We start from the raw sequence: 21,152 nt of genomic DNA on the forward strand, positions 1-21,152 counted from the left end.
GGTTCAGCTGCTGGGACAGTCTCGGTTGACTCTGCGTTGCGAAACGGACGGTTTGAACGCCTTTGGTTCCGAAACAGCGAAGCGCCGCCGCGAGGCGCGCTCAAAGTGTGTTGGGGATTTCAAGGATTTAATGGTCGGAGTGGCCGGATTCGAACCGACGACCCCTTGACCCCCAGTCAAGTGCGCTACCGGGCTGCGCTACACTCCGGACCGCGCAAAGCCATATATATTCGAGGGTTGCGGCGCAAGCGCTAAAACGACGCCTTCAAGGAGGTTCGGGTCTCGCCTTGTGGACGCGCCTTGGCGCGAAGCCGCCTCAACCGAAAAGCCTGGACACAAAGCCGCTGAACCAGGCGCTCTGTGCCTGATGGTGGGCCTCCATCAACAGGTCCTGCTCCGCTCTCCCCTGGACACCCAAATCACCGTAAGGGGCATCTTGCCTCGCCTGCCAGCGGCGAAAGCCCGCCGGACCCTGCTCGGCATGAAACTGCAGCGCAAAGGTCGTCTCGCCGACCCGAAACGCTTGGTTCGCAAACGCCTCGCTCGACGCCAGGTGCACGGCATCGGCTGGCAAGCCGAAGGTGTGCCAATGATTTTGCGGCAGGAACAGCGGTCGGTCGAGAAAGTCTCCGGCCTGTGCCGTCGGTGTGACCTCGTAGTAGCCGAATTCCTTCACGCCGCTTGCCACCGGCCCGACATGCGCGCCCAGATGCCAGGCGATTTGCTGGGCGCCCTGGCAAATGCCGAGCAGGGGCAGGCCTTCTTCGAGGCAATGCCCGATCAGCCTGGATTCGTCGTTGAGGAACGGATGGCTGTCGGTGTCGAACACACTGAACGGGCCGCCATAGATAACCGCGCCATCAATTCCGCCGAGATCGATCGGTTCGCCCTTGAAGGGCTTTACGGTGGAGATTTCGTGGCCGCTCGCAGACAGCGTAGTCTGGACGCCATCGTCCCCTGGATCCTCATTGTGCCTCACCAGCAATATGCGCTTCACAGAGGTATCTTTCACTGCACGGCCACAAACTCAGGGCCGAGTCTATGAGCGCCGATCGTGAGGGTCAACACATCGGCCGGCATCGGGCTGGCGCATTTTCCGCGGCGGCCACTTAGGGGGGATGGCTCAGTATATTAGGAGAGACTGATACAAATTCTTAATTCCCTATCGCTAAGCGTGGTCCATTGTCGGATAGATGGGCGAGCTTTGGGCGACGAATTTGAATTTGGCAGAGATCGGAAGCGGTCGAGAAAAGTCAAACGTCATCCGCTCAACTTCCTCTTCGACCCGCTCTATCCGGTCATCATTGTCACGGCCTGTCTTGCAGCGGGTTTTTGGTATTTCGATAATCCAATCCTCCGACTGATCTTAAGTGATGTAAGGCATTTAGTCGGAAAATGGGTTCACTGAGAGCCAGGCTTGAGGTGGCGACTTACCGTCACATCTCGAATTGCAAGACTCTGATTTCCCTCCAAAAGTCCATCACGCCCTGGCCCCGGCACCAGCCGCACCCGCCGCTGATGGGCGTATTCCAGCGCAATCGCTCCCCAGATCAGTCCGAGCAGCAGATAGACATGGCGCCAGTGGTCGATGTCGATGAAGGTGCCGAGCCCGATATTGCCGATGAAGGCGACATAGGCGCACAGGAGATAGGGTTGCCACGGCCTGTCGCGCAGCAGGATGCGGAAGCCGGCAGCGATGGTCCCCAAGGTCAGCGCCAGGAACGACACGAAGCCGAGCCAGCCATAGTCCATCAGCATCTTCAGCCATATGTCGTGCGTGTCCTCGCCGAAGATCGTGCCGAAGACGAGCGGTCCGATGCCGAGCGGGTGTTCCAGCGCCATCTGGAAACCGATCGCGTAGCGGGCAAAGCGGCCGAGGCGGGCGGTGTCGTAGCTCTGTTCCAATTGGGCGCGGCTGGAAAACATTTCCGAAACGCCCGGAAGCTGCAGGATGACAAGCATCGCGATGACCAGCAGCGCAATGGCTGCGATGGTCATGACGACGATGCGCAACCGGAACTTGCCGCTGGCGCTCTGCAGGAACAGGGAGCCGGTGAGCAGGATCGCCGAAACGCCGAACATGCCCCAGGCGCCGCGCGAAAACGAGAAAAAGATGCCGGCCGTGATGACCAGCAGCGGCACCGCCAGCAATGGCATGCGTGAGACCGGTCCGGTCAGCAGGAGATAGAGCAGGTAAATGCCGGGTAGCACCAGGAACGGCCCGAACACGTTCGGGTCCTGGAAAGCGCCGGCAGCGCGGTCGTATTTGGTGAAGATCTCCGCGCCCGGGAAGGCATGGAAATAGCCGGCAATGCCAAGCAACGCGGTCAGCACCGCCGAGACCACATAGGCGAGGAAGATCAGCCGATAGAGGCTGGGCTGGACCGCTGTCACCGAGGCGAAGAACACCGCGGTGAAGGCCAGGAACAGCGATACGGCGAGATAGAGCGGCGTGTTGGCGAGGTCCGACATCTGCGTCATCGAGATCATGCCGCCGATGTTCATGATCACCAGCAACACCGTGAGCGGCGCCGCCGCGCGCGATATGCGCAGGCCGAACAAGCCCCACACCACCATCAGTCCGACCATATAGAGGTCGTAGGGCGCCGGCTCGGCAATGACGAAGCCGGACAGGAAGACACCGAGGAAAACCGCACCTGACGAAATCAGCGCGATCAGCTTGGCGTTGATCGCGGCCGGCGGCAATTCATGGGGGATAGCGCTAATAGGCGTTTTCCGTGTTGAGCAGCCGCACCGGTGTCAGGAACAGGATCCTGAGGTCGAACAGCATCGACCAGTTCTCGATGTAATAGAGGTCGTATTCCGTGCGCATGCGGATCTTCTCATTGGTGTCCATCTCGCCGCGCCAGCCATTGATCTGCGCCCAGCCGGTCACGCCGGGCTTGACTTTGTGGCGGGCGAAATAGCCATCGACCACCTCATTGTAGAGAAGGTTGTGCGACTGGGCGGCAATGGCGTGCGGGCGCGGGCCGACCAGCGACAGCGAACCAAAAAGCGAATTGAAAAACTGCGGCAACTCGTCGATCGAGGTCTTGCGGATGAATCGGCCGACGCGGGTCACGCGCGGATCGTTCTTGGTCACCGTCTGCTTGGCCGTCGGGTCCGCCCTGTCCGTGTACATCGAGCGGAACTTGTAGACTTCGATGATCTCGTTGTTGAAGCCATGCCGCTTCTGGCGAAACAGCACCGGCCCCTTGCTGTCGAGCTTGATGGCGATCGCTGTCGCCAGCATCACCGGCGAGAACACGACGATACCGATAATCGAGAAGACGATGTCGAAGGCGCGCTTGGCGACCGAATCCCAGTCGTTGATAGGCTTGTCGAAAATGTCGAGCATCGGCACGGAGCCGATGTAGGAGTAGGCGCGCGGGCGAAACTGCAGTGCGTTCGAATGCGCGGAGAGCCGGATATCGACCGGCAGCACCCAAAGCTTCTTCAGCAATTGCAGGACACGCGATTCGGCGGTCAGCGGCAGCGACACGATCAGCATGTCGATGCGAGCGATGCGGGCGAACTCGATGAGTTCGGAAATGGTGCCGAGCTTGGGGTAGCCGGCGACGATGGGCGGCGAGCGCTTGTCGCCGCGGTCATCGAAGATCCCGCAGATGCGGATGTCGTTGTAGGGCTGCCGTTCGACGGAGCGGATCAGGGCTTCCGCCGTCTTGCCGCCGCCGACGATAACGGCGCGGCGCTCCATGCGCCCATCGCGCGCCCAGCGTCGGATCAGCTTCGACATCACCAGCCTGAGACCGAAGATCAGCACGAACCCGATGACGAACCAGGTGCCGAAAAACAGGCGTGAATAGTCTTCCGACATTTTCATGACGAATGCGGTCAGCGCCATCAGGGCGAAGGTGCCGGCCCAGACCAGCAGCAGACGGCCGAAATTGGCGATCGGCCGCATCAGCGAGACAATCTGGTAGCAGTCGGTGACATCGAACAGCACCACGGCGAGCAGCGAGGCGGCGGCGATGGTCAGCGGATACTGCCATGCAAGATAGGTGAAGAAGCCGACATAGTGGAAATAGACGCATAGGCCCGACAGGAACAGGAGCGCGAATTCGACCATGCGCAGGACGCCGCTGACCATGATCGGCGACATCGTATCGCGCCTGTATTGCGAAGCGACCTGGCGGGCAACGTCGTTCATCCCGCCAGTCGTATCGCGACCGGCCGGGCCGTCGAATTTGCGCACCGCGTCTATCGAAAAGCGGCGCGCTGGATCGATCTCGTTCATGGGATATCCGCTAGCTTCGCCTCAGGTGAATAGCAAAAGAGAGCTAAGAAACCCTTGAAACAACAGGTGGCTTTGGAGCGGTCTGCGAGGCCGGGATTCGATGCTACCGCCCGAGCGCGGCGAAATAGGCCGTCTCGATCTCGGCGGCCATGACATCGGCGCCGAAGCGCGCCTTGAGGTCGGTTCTATCGGGCATCAGATGCCGGTAGACCTTGGGGTCGGCCAGCGCCTCGCTCACCCTGTCGCCAAGTTCGCGCGCATCGGGCTGGATCAGGGCAGGGGAACCGGCGCCGAAGATTTCCGGTATGCCGCCGACGGCGGTGGCGATCATCGATTTGCCGGCCGCCAGCGTCTCCAGCACGATATAGGGCATGGCTTCCGCCCGCGAGGGGACGACAACCAGCTTGGCCAGCGCGAAGGCGGACCTGGCCGGCATCGGCGGCAGGAAGCGCACATGGCCGTCGAGGCCGAGCCGCGTCACCTGCGCGTGATAACGTGGCAGGTCGTCGCCATCGCCGACCATCACCGCCTTCAACGGCCGGCCAAGCCGTGCTCCGGCAAGAACCAGGGCGTCGATGAAGATGTCCGGCCCCTTGAGGTCGCGCATCATGCCGATATAGAGGAGGTCGGCCGCATTCCGCCCGGTCCGCACCGGCTCGAACTCGGCGGCGCGCAGGCCATTATAGATCAGCCTGTTCGGAATGGGCGGCTCGCCGACCTTCCTGCGGTAGGTCCGCCTTTCATAGTCCGAGACAAATAGAAGGCAGTCGGTAAAGCGCGCCATGAACCGTTCCAGCGCGAAGAACAGTTTTCCCGTGCCGGTGGTTTCGTCATAGTGGAGAGAGCCACCATGCGGCGAATAAAAGCGGGCTACGCGAGACCTTGATACCCGCAACAATGAGCCGAACAGACGGGTATAGGCGCCACCCTTGGCGCCGTGCCCGTGCAGCACGTCCGGCCGCAATTCCTTGATGATCCTGAAGGTGCGCCACGCCGACGCGAGGTCGCCCGGTCCGACATGCCGCTGCATCGGCGTGCGATGGATGCCCAGCGCCAGGCTGTCCTTCATGTTTTCGAACAAATGTTCCTCGAAATCGCCGCCTGTCGTCGAATCGCAGACGATGCCGACGGAATGACCGGCAGCGACCTGCGCCTCGGTCAGGTCGCGCACATGCCGGAAAATCCCTCCGACGGGTGAGCGAAAGCAGTGGACGATCCTGAGTGTGTCCGCCACGTCGTTGGTTCTAGAACAGGCGTTCGCGAACGTAGACTGTATCGCCGGGCAGAAGCGGATCGGAGGTTACCACGCGTCCGGTTATCACCTTGCCGTTGATGTCGCGGGTGATATCGACGCTTTCCTGGTTGGCGCGCGGTGTGAAGCCGCCGGCGATGGCAACCGCCTTCTGCACCGTCAGGCCTGGAACGTAGGAATACTGGCCTGCTGCGCCCACTTCACCCATGACGAAGATCGGCCGGTAACGGTCGATCTCAACCGAAACATCCGGATCGCGCAGATAGCCCTGGCGCAGCTTGTCGGCGATCGCGCCTTCAAGCTGCTGGGCGGTGTGGCCGCGTGCCGGCACGGCGCCGACGAGCGGCAATGAAACGTAGCCGGACTGGTCGACATTGTAGGTGTTGGTCAATCCATCCTGCTCGAACACCGTGACGCGGACGCGGTCGCCGGCGCCAAGGCGATAGGGCTGGTCGAGCATCTTGTGGAAAGCCGCTGGCGTCGGCCGGTAGCTGGAGCAACCGGCCAGCATCGACACGGCAAGCAGCGCACGGAAGAGGGAAGCAGTGCTTTTCATGACCGGACCCGTACCTTCAATGGCCCGCGACTATGGGGCAAACCTTAACGATCGAGGTCCGTTATCATCCTGTTAGGGTTAATGGGCGGTAAAGGCGCGCGGCCGATAGGGCGGCAAATCGACAAAGCGGCATCGGGTTCGCGGCTTTGTTTGCCGCCCGCCGGCAAAGCCTAACAGGTGCTTACCCCGATCTTAACGGCTGAGTTACCATAGTTGTTTACGGTGCGTGCTGACTAATGCTGTCGCGCAAAAGTGAATCGGCTCAGACGCGGCACGCTCTAAGTATCGGAGTAGGGATGCATGTCCGTTCAGTCCGCGGCCGCAGATGTCGACGTCGATCTCAGGCAGCTCTTCGCAAGCCTTGCGAGGAACTGGCTGCGTATTCTTGTCGTTGCGCTTCTGGTAACCGGCCTGGCTTACGCGCTCGCCTGGCTCGCCACGCCGCACTACAAGGCCGAGACGCAGATCAAGATCGAGACAGGCGAATCCGTTTATACTCGGCCAAATAATACCAACGACAACGACAAGCCGATTCTCGATGAGGAAGGGATCGCCACGGAGGTCCAGGTCGTTTCCTCAAGCGACATCCTCAACCAGGTGGCCTTGAAGCTCAACCTGGCGCGGCTGCCTGAATTCGACGACGCGGCCAACATGTCGGCGCTGAGCAAATTTCTCGTCATTGCCGGTCTAAAGAGCGATCCGGAAGAGATCCCGGTGGAAGAGCGCGTGCTGAAAAAGATGCGCGAGAAGCTCAATGTCTACAGCGTTGAAAAAACGCGCATAATCGCCATCGAGTTTTCCTCGGAAGATGCCAAGCTTGCCGCGGCCATCCCGAATGCGATCGCCGAAGCCTACATCGCCAGCCAGGGCAGTGCGAAGATCAAATCGAACTCTGCCGCCACCGCCTTTCTTGGTCCGGAAATCGCCGATCTGCAGCAGAAGGTGAAGGATGCCGAGGCCAAGGTTGCCGCCTACCGGGCACAATCCGATCTTCTGATGGGCGGCAACAATTCGGTTCTGGCCACACAGCAGCTTTCCGAACTGTCGAGCGAACTGTCGCGGGTACGCGCCAACCGGGGCGCGGCGGAGGCGACAGCTGAAAGCGTGCGCAACGCGTTGCGGGGCGGCGGTTCGCTGGATGCGGTGCCCGAGGTCTTGTCCTCGGAGTTGATACAGCGTCTGCGCGAGCGGCAGGTCGAGCTCAAGGCCAATATCGCCGATCTCTCCACCACCTTGCTCGACAATCATCCGCGCATCCGGGCGCTCAAGTCGCAGCTTGCCGATCTCGATCGCCAGATCCGCAACGAAGCGGAAAAGATCATGAAAGGGCTGATGACGCAGGCGCAGACCGCGCAGGCACGCGAAAAACAGCTCGTCGCTGATGTCAATACATTGAAAGCCGCATCGGCACGCGCCGGCGAAGAGCAGGTCGAACTGGATGCCTTGCAGCGTGACGCGACCGCCCGACGCCAGCAGCTCGAATCATACCAGGCCAACTACCTGGCGGCGGCGTCGCGCAACGATCGCAACTACCTGCCTGTCGATGCGCGTGTGGTTTCCCTTGCTCAGGTACCGTCGGAGCCTTATTTCCCGAAGATCCTGCCGATTGTCGGCGCGGCCTTCGTCGGCTCGTTGTTGCTCATGGCGATCGTGACGCTTCTCAAGGAGTTGTTTTCGGGCCGCGCCATGCGGCCGGCCGCCGGTGCCCGTTTCGAACGGATCGAGCAGGTCGCCATGCCGGTTGTCCAGCAGGAGCCAACGGCTGTCCGCCAGGAGCCCCTGGTTGTGCGACGGGAGCCCATGGCTGCCGAAATCCCCATGGCTGGCGAAATAGAGGAGGCGTGGGATTATGCCACTGAGGCCGAAGCCGAGCCGGATACGGTTTCGGCGGCGGAAGCTGCTGCTGGGTACGAGCCTGCTGAATACGAGCCTGCCGAATCGCCGCGCGCCACGCTCGGCGAGGTCGACATCGACAGGGCGGCGGAGAAACTGATCTCAACCGGTGCCGCGCGTGCCATATTCGTCTCGCCGGAAGGTGACGAAGCCGCCGCCTCGGCGGTGCTGGTCGCACGCGAAGTCTCTGACGCCGGCCTGCGTGTGCTCCTGCTCGATCTCACCGCTTCGGGCGCCGCCTCGCGGCCGATGCTGGAGAGCGGGCTGTTCCCGGGCATCACCAATCTGCTCGCTTCCGAAGCCCAATTCAGTGACGTGATCCATCCCGATCTTTATTCGGACTGCCACGTCATTCCCGTCGGCACCGCCGATCCGATCCGCGCCATGCGCGCTGCCGACCGTCTGCCTATCATCATGCAGTCGCTGACCACCGCCTACGATCTCGTCGTGGTCGAATGCGGCCCTGCCGACGCGCAAGGCATCAGCCGGCTGGTGGGCGAGGGCACCGAAGTCTTCCTGTCCATGCTGGAGCCGGACGACGAGGTGACGCAGGCCGCGGTCAGCTTGATCGAGAGCGGCTATCCCGACCTGACGCTGGTGACGCCGGTCGGTCACGTGACGCCGGGCACGCCAGTGCCGGGACGGCGCTCCGCCGCCTGAGACCTTCGATAATCCTATTCGGGTGATCTGAGTTGGGCGAACTCTGAGAGATCTCAGGTTCCAGCGATGTTAGTTGTCGTCTTCGTTGGTGACAGGCGCGGCCTGTCCGACAGTCTTGCGACGCAACCTCTTGGTCAGCTTCCACACCGTCGGGCTGTTCTTGATGAAGCTTTTCAGCCGCGCACCTTGCCGCAGCTCAAGCGCCAGCGCGCGGCCCTTCAGCGTCAAGGGAAACAGCACCTCGAAATGCTGCGTCTCGATATCGCACCACAGCCGCTTGTAAGGTTCGTCGCCGACCGAAAAATCATAGATTTCGAAGCCTGTTTCACAGGCCTCCTCGATATTGTCGAAGAACAGGAAGTCGCCGGGGCTGGTATGGGCAAGGTCGTCCTCGGCGATCGCCCCGAACTCGCAGATCAGGCGCTTGCCCGAGCGGCTCGACCCGGTGACGGCACGAAGCTTGCCGGCGACTTCGAGCCCATGCAGAACGAAAGACGGTTTCTCCTCGGCAAGCGCTCCGATGAACAGCGCGCGGAAGAAAGCGCGAACCTCAGGCTCGCCGAAGACATTGGCGACACCGATCTTGCGGAAGCGGAATTCCTTCATCTCGAAGAAGGCGTCGAGCAGCCTGTTCACCTCCTCCGGTGTTTTGGCCTCGATGCGGCGGTGGCTGCCGACGGCTTCGAATTTGCGCATCTGCGAGCGGTGCTTCTTGCGCCTGCGCTTGCCGCTCGCGCGCGACAGCAGTGCATCGAAACCTCCCGCCAGATCGGCGGCGAGTGACAGATTGGGGCTCGGAAAATGCGGGAAGGATGCGAGTGGATTGGCAATGCCGTCCAGGTCCGGCAGCAGGCGTTCCAGCGCGACGAGGTCGATGTCCGGCCGCGCCTTGGCAATCGCCCTCAGCACCGATCGAATGGCCTCACCATCGGCATTGGCCAGCCAATGCGGATCGGCGGCGGCAAAATTGCCGTTGGCATGGCGTCCGCCCACGAACCGGGCGACGCGGAACGGTCCGCGGCGGGTGACTTCCAGCGCCAGCGCAAAAACCGGTCGGTCTCCAGTGCTCAGCGTTGCCACGAGAACGTCCGCCCCGGTCTCGGCAGCCCAATTCAGGATCCAGGCCGCGCTCTGCGCCGGTGCAAACAGGGCCGAACGGCAGAACTTGGCATAGGCCGCAAGTGCCGCGCCATCGGCGGCCGAAACGGACAGGTTGATTGCGTCGATTGGCAGCGCACGCGGCGACGCCTCGCTGGCCGCAAGCCGATTGCCGTCAAATGACGCGGTGGCGTCAACCATACCTCAATCCTTGGGGCGTATTCATCGCGTTTTGGGGTACGCGCAGGCGCATTCCGTGCTTGGATGAGCCTAGACGCAAAAGGTGAATGAATGATCGACGGGGGCGAGGCAATTCGGAAACTGGCGCTCAACGTCGCGCGCTATAGTGGCCTTGCCCCGCTGGCGAAGCCCTTTGTCGGCGGCATCGGCGCCATTTTGATGCTGCACCGGGTTACCGCCACGCCGGAAAAGCCGCATGGCGTCAACCGGCATCTCAACATAGCGCCCGAGTTTCTGGACGCCGTCGTTGCCGATATGAAGGCGAATGGCTACACCTTCGTCGCCATGGACGAGGCGATCGAGCGCATCAAGTCTGGCGGCAAGGGCGGCCAGTTCGCGGCGATCACCGCCGACGACGCCTATCGCGACAACATGACCGAGGCGCTCCCGGTGCTGGAAAAGCACGGCGCGCCGATCGCCATCTATGTCGCGCCGGGTTTGATCGACGGTGCCGCCGACCTATGGTGGGAAGTGATCGAGGACATCATCAACGCGCGCGATCGCTTGATCCTGGCGACGCCGGACGGTCCGGTGACGATCGATTGCTCTTCACCGGACAAGAAACTGCAGGCCAATGTGCGTCTGCACACCCATTTGACGCTGGAAGTTCGCGAGGAGGACCAGCGCACGGTGCTGCGCGAACTGGCCCGGTCGAACGGCATCGCGTTGGAAGCATTGCGCTCAAGCACGCTGATGAACTGGAACGAGATCCGCGCTATCGCCGCGCATCCGCTGGTGACGATCGGCGCACACACCATCCACCATCGCAATCTGAAGCGGCTTTCCGAAGCCGATGCGCGCCACGAGGTCGACGACGTCAGGCGCATATTGCAAGCGGAACTCGGCGAGGAGCCGCGCCATCTCGCCTATCCCTATGGCTATGCCAGCGCCGTCGGCGGCCGTGAAGTCGGTTTTGCCCGCGACGCCGGCTATGCCTCGGCGGTGACGACCCGCCACGGCGTGCTGCGCGCCGAACATTCACGCTTCCTACACGCCTTGCCGCGCATTTCGGTCAACGGCCGCTACCAGAGCGTCGCCCATATCCGCACCATGCTGTCGGGCGTGACGACGCCGCTCGCCAATGCCGGCAAGATGGTTGTCACCATCTAGCGCCTCAGCCCTTCGGCCGCGGCTCCAGGATCAGCCATTTGATGATGCCCATTGCCGGCAGCACCCAAAGCAGTCCGCTGAACAAGAAAAACAGGAAATGGACCAGCGGGCCCGATTCCGACAATTGGGCCACCGCAAAGATCGACGCGACCAAGGCATAGATGATGACCAGCGCCACCAGCAGGAAGGTTCCAATCAGCTTTTTCAGGCGAATGGGCATGGCTCAGCCTCTTTTCAAGCGCCTCGAATAAGCCTTGAGACAGGGACTCGCAACCCGAGACAAGCGGCGCGACGGCGTGCCGCGCTGTCTGGTCTTGCCAGCCGGGTTGCGATAGTTCACCAATCCGCCACTTCAACCTGCCTGGACGAGCCCCATGGCTGCCATATCAACTGATGCGCCCTACATGGCCCGCGACCGCGACCTGCACAACCGGGCGCTGCTGCGTGGCTGGCTCTATGTCGTGCTTCTGGTGCTGTTTGCGCTGGTGCTGGTCGGCGGCGCCACAAGGCTCACCGAGTCCGGTCTGTCGATCACCGAATGGCAGCCGATCCATGGCGTCATCCCGCCGCTCAACGACGCCGAATGGCAGGACGAGTTCCAGCGCTACCAGCAGATCCCGCAATATGCCGAGCTCAACAAGGGCATGAGCCTCGAAGCGTTCAAATCGATCTTCTGGTGGGAATGGGTGCACCGCATTCTCGCACGCAGCGTCGGCGTGGTCTTTGCCTTGCCGCTTCTGTTCTTCTGGATGACGCGCCGCATCGAGCGCGGCCTTGGCCCAAAGCTCGTCGGCATCTTGCTTCTCGGTGGCCTGCAGGGAGGGATCGGCTGGTGGATGGTGGCATCCGGGCTGGTCGACCGGGTCTCCGTCAGCCAGTACCGGCTGGCGACCCACTTGACGCTTGCGGCGCTGATCTTCACCGCGACCATGGTCGTCGCGCGTGGATTGGCTCCGCACTCCGAACCCGCGGCCGACCGCTCGACACAGCGTCTGGCCGGTTTCCTGGTGCTTCTGGCGTTGGTGCAAATCTATCTCGGCGGGCTCGTCGCCGGGCTCGATGCCGGTCTTTCCTACAACACCTGGCCGCTGATGGACGGGAAAATAATCCCCGGCGATCTGCTGCTCCTCGAGCCGGCATGGCGCAATTTTTTCGAGAACCCCAAGACGGTGCAGTTCGTTCACCGTCTCGGCGCCTATACGGTTTTCGTCGTGGCGCTCTGGCACATGATCGCGACGCATCGCCGCCAACCCAAGACAACGCATGCCCGCCGTGCCACGCTTCTCTTCCTGCTGGTGCTGGTTCAGGCTACGATCGGCATCGGCACGCTGCTGATGCATGTGCCGCTGCACATGGCGCTGACGCATCAGGGTTTCGCGCTTGTCCTGCTCGGCTTTGCCGCCGCTCATTGGCGAGGCACCAAAGGCGCCTATCCACTGCCCAACGAGATCGCGGTCAGAGGCTGATCCGAACGCCTCGGATTGCCGTGGCAATGGCCAATTCACGGTTCTCCTCGGTCTCGTTGCCATCTTCATGGTGCCATGAGGCCGACAGGCAGCCGTAGGCGATGGCGTGGTCGAGAATGGCGCGGGGCGTCTGGCCGAGCGTCGTGGCGAAGATCTCGGCCATGTGCGAAATCCGCTGCTGATCAAGACAAAGATCGTCGCGGCCGAGCGGATTGTAGAACGTGTTCGCCGCGTCGAAGCCAGGATCGCCGAGAACGCCCTTCGGGTCGATCGCCAGCCAGCCGCGTGGCCCGTGCATGATGTTATCATGGTGCAGGTCGCCATGCAGCGGCCTGACATCATGCGGATTGGCCAGCAGCCGCTGGGCAGTTGCCGCCGCTTCGACATAGAGGCTGTTCCGGCCGTCGTCGCGATCGATCCTGGCCTTCTTGAACAGGCTGGCGAAGCGTTCCCTGAGTGGCTGAAGGTCTGGCGGGGCAGGGTGCCTTGACAGCGTGAACAGCCTTGCCATCACCTCGGCGGCGATCGCTGTGGCGGCGTTGTCGCCCTGCTCGTCCAGCACCCGCGACAAAAGGGTTTCGCCGGCATATTCGAGCAGCATGTTGTGGCCATCGCGAGCAAGCAGCCGCACCGCGCCTTGGCCGCGCCGCCAGGCGAGAAAATGCTCGCCGCGCAACTCGTCGGCGACGTCGTCGAAAGGTTTCAGTGCCTTGACGATCGCCGGCGAGCCGTCGGCGCGAACAACCTTCCAGATGCGGCTGGAAAAGGTCTCGGCGATCAGCTCCGCGCCGCCGGCGAGCTTCCAGCGGCGCGGGAAGTTCGGCGTCGGACTCAAAGCCCCGAACTCAATGCCCCGAGCTCAATGCTTGAGGCCGAGCATCAAATCCATGTTCTGCACCGCGGCGCCCGAAGCGCCCTTGCCGAGATTGTCATAGACCGCCAGAAGCAGCGCCTGCGCGCGTTTGTCATTGGCGAAGACATAGACCTTCATCCGGTTGGTGCCGTTATAGGCTTCCGGATCGATCTCCGGCACGCGCTCCAGATGGGCGTAGGGCGCCACTTCGACCACACCGCCCTCGATGCCCGAGAAGTGATCGGCGATTGCCGCGTATAGCTCGGCGCCGGTCGGCACATGGTCGAGGCCGCCGAGCTGCAACGGCACCACGGTGATCATGCCTTGCGCGAAATTGCCGACCGCCGGCTGCATGATCGGATCGTGCGAGAGCTTCGCGTAAGTCCGGAGCTCCGGCACATGTTTGTGCTGCAGGGTCAGCCCATAGGGCAGGAATTCAGATGCATCCTCGCCCTTGGCGACATAATCCTCGATCATCGGGCGGCCACCGCCGGAATAGCCCGAAATGCCGTTGACGGTGACCGGGAAATCCGGTGGCAACAGCCCGGCCGTCACCAGCGGCCGCAGCGTCGCGATCGGTCCTTGTGGCCAACAGCCCGGATTGGCGACGCGCTTCGCGCTGGCAATCTTTTTCGCCTGGTCCCTGTCCATTTCGGCGAAACCATACTCCCACCCCTCGGCGACGCGATGCGCTGTCGAGGCGTCGATCACCTTGGTGGTGTCGTTGGCGATCAGCGAAACGCTCTCTTTCGCCGCATCGTCCGGCAGGCACAGGATCGCGACATCGGCGGCGTTGAGGAATTCAGCCCGGGCTGCCGTTTCCTTGCGGCGCTCGGTCGGGATCGAGATGATCTCCAGGTCGCCACGCTCGGCAAGCAGCGCCCGGATCTGAAGACCGGTTGTGCCATGCTCGCCGTCGATGAAGATTTTCGGTTTCATTGCCTGATCAAAATCCCTGATATTTCAAAGCTATATGCCTTGTCCGTGATTCACTGCAACAGGATTGCCATTGCTCATCTCTTCAAGCCGGGCCTTTCGTTCCGCCAGCAGCCCGAGATACTGCATGGCCACCGTCGAGCCAGCGATTGCCGTTATATCGGCGTGATCATAGGCCGGCGCAACCTCCACGACATCGGCGCCGACGATGTCGATCTGGGTGAGCTGGCGCAGCACCGACAGGATCTTGGCCGAGGACGGACCGCCGGCGACCGGCGTGCCGGTGCCGGGCGCGAAGGCTGGATCGAGGCAATCGATATCGAAAGTGAGGTAGGTCTTCTTGCCGCCGGTGCGATCGACTATGGCATAGGCGATGTCGGATGCGCGCATCTCCTCGACTTCATGGCCGTAGAGGATCTTGATGCCGAACGTTTCGGGCGCGTGGGTGCGGATGCCGATCTGGATCGAGCGGTCGGGGTCGATGATGCCTTCCTTCACCGCGCGGCCGACGAAGGAGCCGTGATCGATACGCTTGCCGTCGTCCGGCCAGGTGTCCTGGTGGGCGTCGAATTGCACCAGCGCCAGCGGCCCGTGGATGGCGGCGTGCGCCTTGAGCAGCGGCCAGGTGACGAAGTGGTCGCCACCCAGCGACAGCAGAAAGGCGCCGGATTTCAGGATTTTTGCCGCCTCGCGCTCGATCGTGCCGGGCGTCTTCTGATGATTGCCGCTGTCGAGCAGGCAATCGCCATAGTCGACCACGGCCAGATGTTCGAACAGGTCGCGCGAAAACGGATATTGCGGATCATTGTCGAGGATGGTCGAGGCGCGGCGGATCGCCTGCGGCCCGAAACGCGCGCCAGGCCGATTGGTGACGGCGGCGTCGAAGGGGATGCCCCACACCACCGCGTCCGCGCCCTTCACGTCCTTCGTATATTTGCGTCGCATGAACGACAGCGCGCCGGCGTAGGTCGGCTCGAAGGATGCGCCCGTCTTGGAACGAGCGGTGAAGGCGTGGTCGATGTTTTGGTTCGCCATTACGGATCCTCGGTTTGTCGGGCTGCCACAACTACAGAACCGGCACGCAACACGCTAGTCACAGCTTGGCGATGCGGAAACGGCGGTTCGCGTGCCTCGCCAAACGGGATTGTGTCGTCATGAAGCAGACCGCTTTTCTCCTCTCGGCATGTCGCTCAGTGAACTGCTGACGTGGTTTCAGCATGATTCGATTGCAGTGGCGCGACAGCCCCCATGCTGCGCGGCCGTGCCATGCCGACACGGGATGCGTGCGCTATTTCGTGCAGCCGCGCAAAGCCCGTAGCCGGCTTCGTTCACCTGCCTGTCACGCACATCGCCTAACCGGGTTGCGATCCGGAACGGAGCGATTCTCGATGCGGGCTATTTGGCAAGGCCTCCTGTTTTCCGCCGCGCTGGCCGCCTCCCTTGGCCATGCCTCGGCCGGTGAAACCCATGCCAGGCAGATCCTCGATCGCTTCGAGCACGCCAACCAGTGGCGCGACCATGTGATGGTGGCCGCGCATCGCGCCGGCAGCATGCAGGCCGGCAAGACGCTTTACCCGGAAAACTCGCTCGCGGCCGTCGAGGGCTCGATCGCCATGGGCGCTGAAATCGTCGAAGTCGACATCAGGCGCTCGAAGGACGGCGAATTCGTCGTCATGCATGACAGCTGGCTCGACCGCACGACGACCTGCAAGGGCGAGGTGGTAGACTATACGCGGGCGGAACTCAGGAAATGCCGGCTGGTTGTCGAAGGCACCGGCGCCGTGTCCGGCGAAACGGTCTCGACGCTGCGCGAGATGCTGACAGCGACCAGGGACCGGATCCTCATCAACCTCGATAACAAGCTCGATGTCCAGGCTCTGCCAGGCATGATCGCGATCGCCCGCGAGCTCGGCATGGCCGAGCAGGTGATCGTCAAGGAGAACCTGTGGAATGCCGATCGGATTGCCACGGTCAAGGCCACCATGGAGGCCATCGGCGGCGGTTTCCAGTTCATGCCGATCATCGCCGACGATGCCGTGCATGACGCCCGCTTCGCCGAAACGGTCAGTCGGGCCTTCTCGGTGCGCGCGATCGAGCTGATCAACTGGCGGGCGGGAGCCGAGACGCTGACCGAGACCGGCGGGCCGTTGTTCAGCACCCGCATGCGGGCCGTCTCGGTGCGAGGCGGCTGGCACATCTGGGCCGACACCTATGCCATCGTCAACAAACCGGGCGGGTTCCTCTCGGGTGGCCGCGGCGACGAACTGGCGGTGCTGGCCAGCCTGCCTGCCGAGACCTGGGGTTTCTGGGCCGAGCGCGGCGCCACCATCATCCAGAGCGACGAGCCGAAGGCGGCGATCGACTGGCTGGCCGCCAACGGCTACCGCATACCCTATACCGACGAGGCGCGGCCGGTCGAGCCGGCGAACACGGCAAGCATCAACTAGGGGCAGCGCGGCAAGCTACCGATCTTCCCCACGTGGGGGACCGGCTTTCGCCAATCTTCAGCACTCGCTGGCCGTCGCGTCCGCCCTCATGCCGCCTTCGCAACGCCATCCAGATCCCTGAGTGTGTCCTCCGACAGTTCGAACTCCGCCGCCGCCAGGTTCTCCCTGAGATGCGCGACAGACGAGGTGCCGGGGATCAAAAGGATGTTGGGCGCACGCTGCAGCAGCCAGGCCAGCGCGACCTGCATGGGTGTGGCGCCGAGGCGCGCCGCTACACTGGACAAGGTCGACGATTGTAGCGGGCTGAAGCCGCCGAGCGGAAAGAACGGCACATAGGCGATGCCGTCGCGGGCTAGCTCGTCGATCAGTCGGTCGTCATCCCTATGCGCCAGATTGTACTGGTTCTGCACGCAGACAATTTCGACCATTCGCCGTGCTTCTTTTATCTGCGCGGCGGTGGCATTGCTCAGCCCGATGTGACGCACCAGACCTTTTTGCTGCAGCCCAGCCAGCGCCGCGACCTGTTCTTCGATCGACCCTTCTGCGGGTTCATGCACATCGAATATGATCCTGAGGTTGACCACGTCCAGCACGTCGAGCCCGAGATTGCGCAGATTGTCGTGCACGGCCTGGGTCAGCTCTTCGGGAGAGAAGGCCGGGAGCCACGCAGCATCGGCACCGCGGCGGGCGCCGACCTTGGTGACGATGGTGAGGTCGTCGGAATAGGGCGCGAGCGCTTCGCGGATGATCTGGTTGGTGACGTGCGGGCCGTAGAAGTCGCTGGTGTCGATGTGGTTCACGCCGCTTGCGACCGCCTCGCGCAACACAGCCAAGGCTGAGTCATGATCTTTGGGCGGGCCGAAAACGCCCGGCCCCGCGAGTTGCATGGCGCCATAGCCTAGCCGTTTTACGGAGCGGTCGCCGAGAGTGAATGTGCCTGACTTGTCGATGCTGGACATGGTCTGTCTCCTTCGAATGATGAGGCAGAAATAGCCGCTGTGCGCTGTCCTGATAATCCGCTATTATCTGCACGGGTTGTGCGGAATAGCGAACAGTGAATGTCGAACTAGGTGATCTGAATGCCTTCCTGGCGGTGGCGCGCGCTGGCGGTTTTCGCGAAGGCGCGCGTGCAAGCGGCGGCAGCGCATCGGGTCTGAGCGAGGCGGTGCGCCGGCTGGAGACTCAGCTCGGGGTCAGGCTGCTCAATCGCACGACACGCAGCGTCGCCTTGACCGATGCGGGTGCCGGGTTGCTGGCGCGGCTCGGGCCCGCTTTGAACGAGGTCGAGGCGGCACTTGACGTGGTGAACGGCTTTCGCGACCGGCCGGCAGGCACGCTGCGCCTCAATGTGCCGGTCAGCGCGGTGCGGCTGGTGCTGCCGGACATCGTTCCGCGGTTTCTCGCCACCCATCCCGGTATCCGGCTTGAGATCATCGCCGAGGAGAGTTTTGTCGACGTGCTGGCGGCCGGCTGCGACGCCGGCATCCGTTACGACGAGCGGCTGGAGCAGGATATGATCGCGGTGCCGATCGGACCGCGCGTACAGCGCTTCGCCACCGCCGCCAGCCCTGCCTATCTCGATCGCCATGGGCGGCCGCAGCATCCGAGCGATCTGCTTGGCCATGCCTGCCTGCGCGGCCGCTTCGCCAGCAGTGCGATGCCGCCATGGGAGTTCGAACGCGACGGCGAGGTGGTGCGCGTCGATCCGACAGGACCGCTTGTCGTGACCCTGGGCGGAGGGGCTGATCTCAAAGTCGATGCAGCCGTCGCCGGCACCGGCATCGTCAGTATTTTCGAGGACTGGCTTCGCCCTTACTTCGACAGCGGCGCGCTCGAGCCCGTCCTCGAACCCTGGTGGCAGAGCTTCTCGGGCCCGTTCCTCTATTATCCCGGCCGGCGCCTCGTGCCGGCGCCGTTGCGTGCATTCATCGACTTCATCAAGGCGCGAGCCAATCATGCTTGAAAAGGTGGGACCAAAGAAAAAGGCCGCCCGGAGGCGGCCTTTTCGAACGTTTGAGCTGCGTAGCGCTTAGCGCTTCGAGAACTGGAAGCTGCGGCGGGCCTTCGCCTTGCCGTACTTCTTGCGCTCGACGACGCGGCTGTCGCGGGTCAGGAAGCCGCCCTTCTTGAGCACGGCGCGCAGCGCCGGCTCGTAGTAGGTCAGCGCCTTGGAGATGCCGTGGCGCACCGCGCCGGCCTGGCCGGAGAGGCCGCCGCCGATGACGGTGGCGACGATGTCGTACTGGCCCGAGCGGTTGGCGGCGATGATCGGCTGGTTGAGGATCATCTGCAGGACCGGACGCGCGAAATAGGACGCGAATTCCTTGTCGTTGACGACGATCTTGCCGGAGCCGGGCTTCACCCAGACGCGCGCGATGGCGTTCTTGCGCTTGCCGGTGGCATAGGCGCGGCCCGACTTGTCGAGCTTCTGGACGTGGACGGGTGCGGCCGGCTGGATGTTACCGGTTGCAGTTCCGAGTTCTGCGAGCGAGGAAAGCTCAGCCATCTTACGAAGCCTTCTTGTTCTTGGCGTTCAGCTTGGCCACGTCGAGGGTGACGGGCTGCTGGGCGACATGCGGATGTTCCGTGCCTGCATAGACGCGGAGGTTCTTCATCTGGCGACGGCCGAGCGGGCCGCGTGGGATCATGCGTTCGACGGCCTTCTCGACGACACGCTCGGGGAAACGACCCTCGAGCAGCTGGCGCGCGGTGCGCTCCTTGACGCCGCCGGGGTGGCCGGTGTGCCAGTAATAGACCTTGTCGGTGAACTTCTTGCCGGTGAACACCACCTTGTCGGCATTGATGACGATGACGTTGTCGCCGTCGTCGACATGCGGAGTGAAGGTGGGCTTGTGCTTGCCGCGAAGATGGTTGGCGATGACAGTGGCGAGGCGGCCGACGACGAGACCCTCGGCGTCGATCAGCACCCACTTCTTCACCACATCCGCAGGCTTCTGCGAAAAGGTTGTCATGGTTCCTGCTTTCGGTTCGGACCTTCCCATTCGCGAACGACAAGGGAAGGCGTTTCTTGTTGCTTGGATTGGCGAAAAGCGCTTGCCCGTCGCCAATAACAAAACGGCGGCCTTTGTGGGCCGCTGCTTCGTGAGGGCTTATAGGGGAGGGTAGTGATTGCGTCAAGGCGCACGAGAATCGAGGTGGCAGAAAAAATGTAGCAAAAACAAAACATTAGGTAGAAGGTATTATTTTACCACATGGAGTTGGCGCCACCTCGAGGCCCGTAAGGTTTAATGCTTGGCCTCGATTTCCTTGCGGGCCGCACTGGAGAGGAATGCAGATCGGGTTATGCCGCGTTCGCGCGCCGCCGCATCGATTGCTCGCAAAACACCGCGCTCGAAGGTCACGTTGGCCCTGACGACGGCGCTGTCATTGTCGATCAGTGGCACCGAGACCAGATAGCCGCCTTCTGCAAGCGCTCTGCGGATATCCGGAAGCGCAAGGATCGCTTCATGGCTCGACGGTTCGGGAACGGGCATGTCTTCCGCCCACAATTGCAGTGCTTCAACCGCATTCGGTACGATATCTTCTGCATCGTCCGCAGCCGAAAAGCAGCCGGGAATATCCGGGAAGCGGATGCCGAAGGCACTGTCGAGGTCTTTGTCGACCAAGGCGAAATAATTCTTCATTGCGTGTCTCTCGAACGTTTCAGATCGTCCTTATCCAGCCGGCCTGCTTGGCGATTGCGCGAGCGGTACCGGTTGGCAGATCCTTCTCGGGATGGGGGACAATCAACACGATCGCGCCTTTGCGAAATTTGTGATGCGAGCCACGTACGGAAATCAGCTCGAACCCTTCATCCCTAAGGCGCTTCACGATCTTGCGGCTGTCACGTTCTAGCAACGGTCACCTATGCGCATATATATACACATTAAACGAAGAATTCAATTGTCAGGACGCCGCCCGCTTCGGCGGGATTGAATAGGTGCCCGTGGCATGCGCCACCGTATGTCCATCCGGCCCGGCGACGATATCGATGTCGAACACCATAAGGGTCTTGCCCAGCTTCAGGATGCGGCAATGGCCGTCGACCGGGCCGGCTTCGGCCTTTCGGACGAAATTGATGTTGAGGTTGGTGGTGACCGAAAGCGCATCCGGCCCGGCATGCGAAAGCACGCAGACATAGCCGCCAATGTCGGCCAGCGTGAACAGCGATGGGCCGGACACAGTGCCGCCGGGGCGCAGATGCCGCGCGTCGGCGTTGAGCCTCACCGTGCAGCCGCCCGGGAACACATCCAACGCCTCGTAGAAGGTGAACTGGTCGTTGAGCTGGGGATAGACGGTTGTCATCAGCGCATTGACTTCAGCCGCCGTCAGCACCGGTTTGAGATTGTCTTGGGTGGGCATAAGCGGTTTCCTATATGGAGC

At 62.4% G+C, this 21,152-nt stretch carries 21 protein-coding genes and 1 tRNA gene; 5 read left to right on the top strand and 17 right to left on the bottom strand.

From position 1 onward, the window contains the following. Positions 1 to 131 precede the first annotated feature (131 nt). The 6 genes from C9427_RS01050 to C9427_RS01075 form a co-directional block, all read right to left on the bottom strand. Positions 132 to 208: transfer RNA gene (locus C9427_RS01050), tRNA-Pro, on the bottom strand. A gap of 108 nt (positions 209 to 316) precedes the next feature. Continuing rightward, positions 317 to 997: a type 1 glutamine amidotransferase gene (locus C9427_RS01055; RefSeq protein WP_107647383.1), complete on the bottom strand. Its 681-nt coding sequence runs from the start codon at positions 995 to 997 to the stop codon at positions 317 to 319. 404 nt (positions 998 to 1,401) lie between these two features. Then, positions 1,402 to 2,727, bottom strand: a complete 1,326-nt coding sequence (locus C9427_RS01060; protein WP_245436954.1) for an O-antigen ligase family protein — start codon at positions 2,725 to 2,727, stop codon at positions 1,402 to 1,404. Beyond that, on the bottom strand, positions 2,723 to 4,258 hold the full coding sequence (locus tag C9427_RS01065; protein ID WP_107647384.1) for an undecaprenyl-phosphate glucose phosphotransferase: 1,536 nt from the start codon (positions 4,256 to 4,258) through the stop codon (positions 2,723 to 2,725). The genes C9427_RS01060 and C9427_RS01065 overlap by 5 nt, the downstream gene beginning before the upstream one ends. 103 nt (positions 4,259 to 4,361) lie before the next feature. After that, a complete protein-coding gene (locus tag C9427_RS01070) occupies positions 4,362 to 5,492 on the bottom strand; it encodes a glycosyltransferase family 4 protein (RefSeq protein WP_107647385.1) in 1,131 nt (376 codons plus the stop codon). 10 nt (positions 5,493 to 5,502) lie between these two features. Beyond that, entirely contained in the window at positions 5,503 to 6,066 is a 564-nt protein-coding gene (locus tag C9427_RS01075) for a polysaccharide biosynthesis/export family protein (RefSeq protein ID WP_006332663.1), read from the bottom strand. A gap of 300 nt (positions 6,067 to 6,366) precedes the next feature. Here C9427_RS01075 and C9427_RS01080 point away from each other — a divergent pair, with 300 nt between their 5' ends. Beyond that, positions 6,367 to 8,619, top strand: coding sequence for a GumC family protein (locus tag C9427_RS01080; protein ID WP_107647386.1), 2,253 nt, complete (start codon positions 6,367 to 6,369; stop codon positions 8,617 to 8,619). 69 nt (positions 8,620 to 8,688) lie between these two features. Here C9427_RS01080 and C9427_RS01085 read toward each other — a convergent pair whose 3' ends face one another. Beyond that, a complete protein-coding gene (locus C9427_RS01085; RefSeq protein WP_107647387.1) occupies positions 8,689 to 9,918 on the bottom strand; it encodes a GNAT family N-acetyltransferase in 1,230 nt (409 codons plus the stop codon). 90 nt (positions 9,919 to 10,008) lie between these two features. Between C9427_RS01085 and C9427_RS01090 the strand changes: the two genes are divergently transcribed. Beyond that, positions 10,009 to 11,067 carry a polysaccharide deacetylase family protein gene (locus C9427_RS01090; RefSeq protein ID WP_107647388.1) on the top strand — a complete coding sequence of 353 codons (1,059 nt, stop codon included), beginning with the start codon at positions 10,009 to 10,011 and terminating at the stop codon, positions 11,065 to 11,067. 4 nt (positions 11,068 to 11,071) lie between these two features. Here C9427_RS01090 and C9427_RS01095 read toward each other — a convergent pair whose 3' ends face one another. Then, complete coding sequence (locus C9427_RS01095; protein ID WP_107647389.1) at positions 11,072 to 11,287, bottom strand: DUF2842 domain-containing protein; 216 nt, start codon at positions 11,285 to 11,287, stop codon at positions 11,072 to 11,074. A 154-nt stretch (positions 11,288 to 11,441) separates the two neighbouring features. On the opposite strand from C9427_RS01095, the gene C9427_RS01100 reads away from it, so the two are divergent. Continuing rightward, a complete protein-coding gene (locus C9427_RS01100; RefSeq protein ID WP_107647390.1) occupies positions 11,442 to 12,533 on the top strand; it encodes a COX15/CtaA family protein in 1,092 nt (363 codons plus the stop codon). Here the strand turns inward: C9427_RS01100 and C9427_RS01105 are convergent. Genes C9427_RS01105 through speB form a run of 3 tightly spaced genes read right to left on the bottom strand, consistent with a single transcriptional unit; the run spans position 12,523 to position 15,357 of the window. Continuing rightward, on the bottom strand, positions 12,523 to 13,368 hold the full coding sequence (locus C9427_RS01105; RefSeq protein WP_107647391.1) for an aminoglycoside phosphotransferase family protein: 846 nt from the start codon (positions 13,366 to 13,368) through the stop codon (positions 12,523 to 12,525). The genes C9427_RS01100 and C9427_RS01105 overlap by 11 nt on opposite strands. Positions 13,369 to 13,392: 24 nt before the next feature. Next, positions 13,393 to 14,325 (bottom strand): N-acetyl-gamma-glutamyl-phosphate reductase, encoded by a 933-nt coding sequence (gene argC / locus C9427_RS01110; protein ID WP_107647392.1) that lies wholly within the window; start codon positions 14,323 to 14,325, stop codon positions 13,393 to 13,395. Between the two features lie 30 nt (positions 14,326 to 14,355). Beyond that, positions 14,356 to 15,357 (bottom strand): agmatinase, encoded by a 1,002-nt coding sequence (speB, locus tag C9427_RS01115; RefSeq protein ID WP_107647393.1) that lies wholly within the window; start codon positions 15,355 to 15,357, stop codon positions 14,356 to 14,358. A gap of 353 nt (positions 15,358 to 15,710) precedes the next feature. Here speB and C9427_RS01120 point away from each other — a divergent pair, with 353 nt between their 5' ends. Next, the gene (locus C9427_RS01120; protein WP_107647394.1) at positions 15,711 to 16,769 is read left to right on the top strand and encodes a glycerophosphodiester phosphodiesterase family protein; all 1,059 of its coding nucleotides are present in this window, start codon (positions 15,711 to 15,713) and stop codon (positions 16,767 to 16,769) included. 86 nt (positions 16,770 to 16,855) lie between these two features. Here C9427_RS01120 and C9427_RS01125 read toward each other — a convergent pair whose 3' ends face one another. Continuing rightward, on the bottom strand, positions 16,856 to 17,728 hold the full coding sequence (locus tag C9427_RS01125; protein ID WP_107647395.1) for an aldo/keto reductase family oxidoreductase: 873 nt from the start codon (positions 17,726 to 17,728) through the stop codon (positions 16,856 to 16,858). Positions 17,729 to 17,823: 95 nt separating this feature from the next. Here C9427_RS01125 and C9427_RS01130 point away from each other — a divergent pair, with 95 nt between their 5' ends. Then, the gene (locus C9427_RS01130; RefSeq protein WP_107647396.1) at positions 17,824 to 18,732 is read left to right on the top strand and encodes a LysR family transcriptional regulator; all 909 of its coding nucleotides are present in this window, start codon (positions 17,824 to 17,826) and stop codon (positions 18,730 to 18,732) included. 66 nt (positions 18,733 to 18,798) lie between these two features. Here C9427_RS01130 and rpsI read toward each other — a convergent pair whose 3' ends face one another. From rpsI to C9427_RS01155, 5 genes are all read right to left on the bottom strand, one after another. Next, positions 18,799 to 19,275, bottom strand: a complete 477-nt coding sequence (gene rpsI / locus C9427_RS01135) for a 30S ribosomal protein S9 (RefSeq protein WP_107647397.1) — start codon at positions 19,273 to 19,275, stop codon at positions 18,799 to 18,801. Between the two features lies 1 nt (position 19,276). After that, a complete protein-coding gene (gene rplM, locus C9427_RS01140; protein ID WP_008875407.1) occupies positions 19,277 to 19,741 on the bottom strand; it encodes a 50S ribosomal protein L13 in 465 nt (154 codons plus the stop codon). Positions 19,742 to 20,014: 273 nt separating this feature from the next. Beyond that, complete coding sequence (locus C9427_RS01145; protein WP_107647398.1) at positions 20,015 to 20,413, bottom strand: type II toxin-antitoxin system HicB family antitoxin; 399 nt, start codon at positions 20,411 to 20,413, stop codon at positions 20,015 to 20,017. 19 nt (positions 20,414 to 20,432) lie between these two features. Further along, positions 20,433 to 20,627, bottom strand: coding sequence for a type II toxin-antitoxin system HicA family toxin (locus C9427_RS01150; protein ID WP_107647399.1), 195 nt, complete (start codon positions 20,625 to 20,627; stop codon positions 20,433 to 20,435). A 48-nt stretch (positions 20,628 to 20,675) separates the two neighbouring features. Further along, the gene (locus C9427_RS01155; protein WP_107647400.1) at positions 20,676 to 21,131 is read right to left on the bottom strand and encodes a PaaI family thioesterase; all 456 of its coding nucleotides are present in this window, start codon (positions 21,129 to 21,131) and stop codon (positions 20,676 to 20,678) included. Positions 21,132 to 21,152 lie beyond the last annotated feature (21 nt).

It is taken from the genome of Mesorhizobium helmanticense, from assembly GCF_003034915.1.
In the GTDB taxonomy this organism is placed as follows: Bacteria; Pseudomonadota; Alphaproteobacteria; order Rhizobiales; family Rhizobiaceae; genus Mesorhizobium; species Mesorhizobium helmanticense.

Coding starts and splice junctions, on each gene's coding strand:
- C9427_RS01085 (WP_107647387.1), bottom strand. CDS start 9,918: ATGGTTGACGCCACCGCGTCATTTGACGGCAATCGGCTTGCGGCCAGC.
- speB (WP_107647393.1), bottom strand. CDS start 15,357: ATGGCGAACCAAAACATCGACCACGCCTTCACCGCTCGTTCCAAGACG.
- C9427_RS01145 (WP_107647398.1), bottom strand. CDS start 20,413: ATGAAGAATTATTTCGCCTTGGTCGACAAAGACCTCGACAGTGCCTTC.
- rpsI (WP_107647397.1), bottom strand. CDS start 19,275: ATGGCTGAGCTTTCCTCGCTCGCAGAACTCGGAACTGCAACCGGTAAC.
- C9427_RS01080 (WP_107647386.1), top strand. CDS start 6,367: ATGTCCGTTCAGTCCGCGGCCGCAGATGTCGACGTCGATCTCAGGCAG.
- C9427_RS01125 (WP_107647395.1), bottom strand. CDS start 17,728: ATGTCCAGCATCGACAAGTCAGGCACATTCACTCTCGGCGACCGCTCC.
- argC (WP_107647392.1), bottom strand. CDS start 14,325: ATGAAACCGAAAATCTTCATCGACGGCGAGCATGGCACAACCGGTCTT.
- C9427_RS01100 (WP_107647390.1), top strand. CDS start 11,442: ATGGCTGCCATATCAACTGATGCGCCCTACATGGCCCGCGACCGCGAC.
- C9427_RS01065 (WP_107647384.1), bottom strand. CDS start 4,258: ATGAACGAGATCGATCCAGCGCGCCGCTTTTCGATAGACGCGGTGCGC.
- C9427_RS01075 (WP_006332663.1), bottom strand. CDS start 6,066: ATGAAAAGCACTGCTTCCCTCTTCCGTGCGCTGCTTGCCGTGTCGATG.
- C9427_RS01155 (WP_107647400.1), bottom strand. CDS start 21,131: ATGCCCACCCAAGACAATCTCAAACCGGTGCTGACGGCGGCTGAAGTC.
- C9427_RS01120 (WP_107647394.1), top strand. CDS start 15,711: ATGCGGGCTATTTGGCAAGGCCTCCTGTTTTCCGCCGCGCTGGCCGCC.
- C9427_RS01095 (WP_107647389.1), bottom strand. CDS start 11,287: ATGCCCATTCGCCTGAAAAAGCTGATTGGAACCTTCCTGCTGGTGGCG.
- C9427_RS01090 (WP_107647388.1), top strand. CDS start 10,009: ATGATCGACGGGGGCGAGGCAATTCGGAAACTGGCGCTCAACGTCGCG.
- rplM (WP_008875407.1), bottom strand. CDS start 19,741: ATGACAACCTTTTCGCAGAAGCCTGCGGATGTGGTGAAGAAGTGGGTG.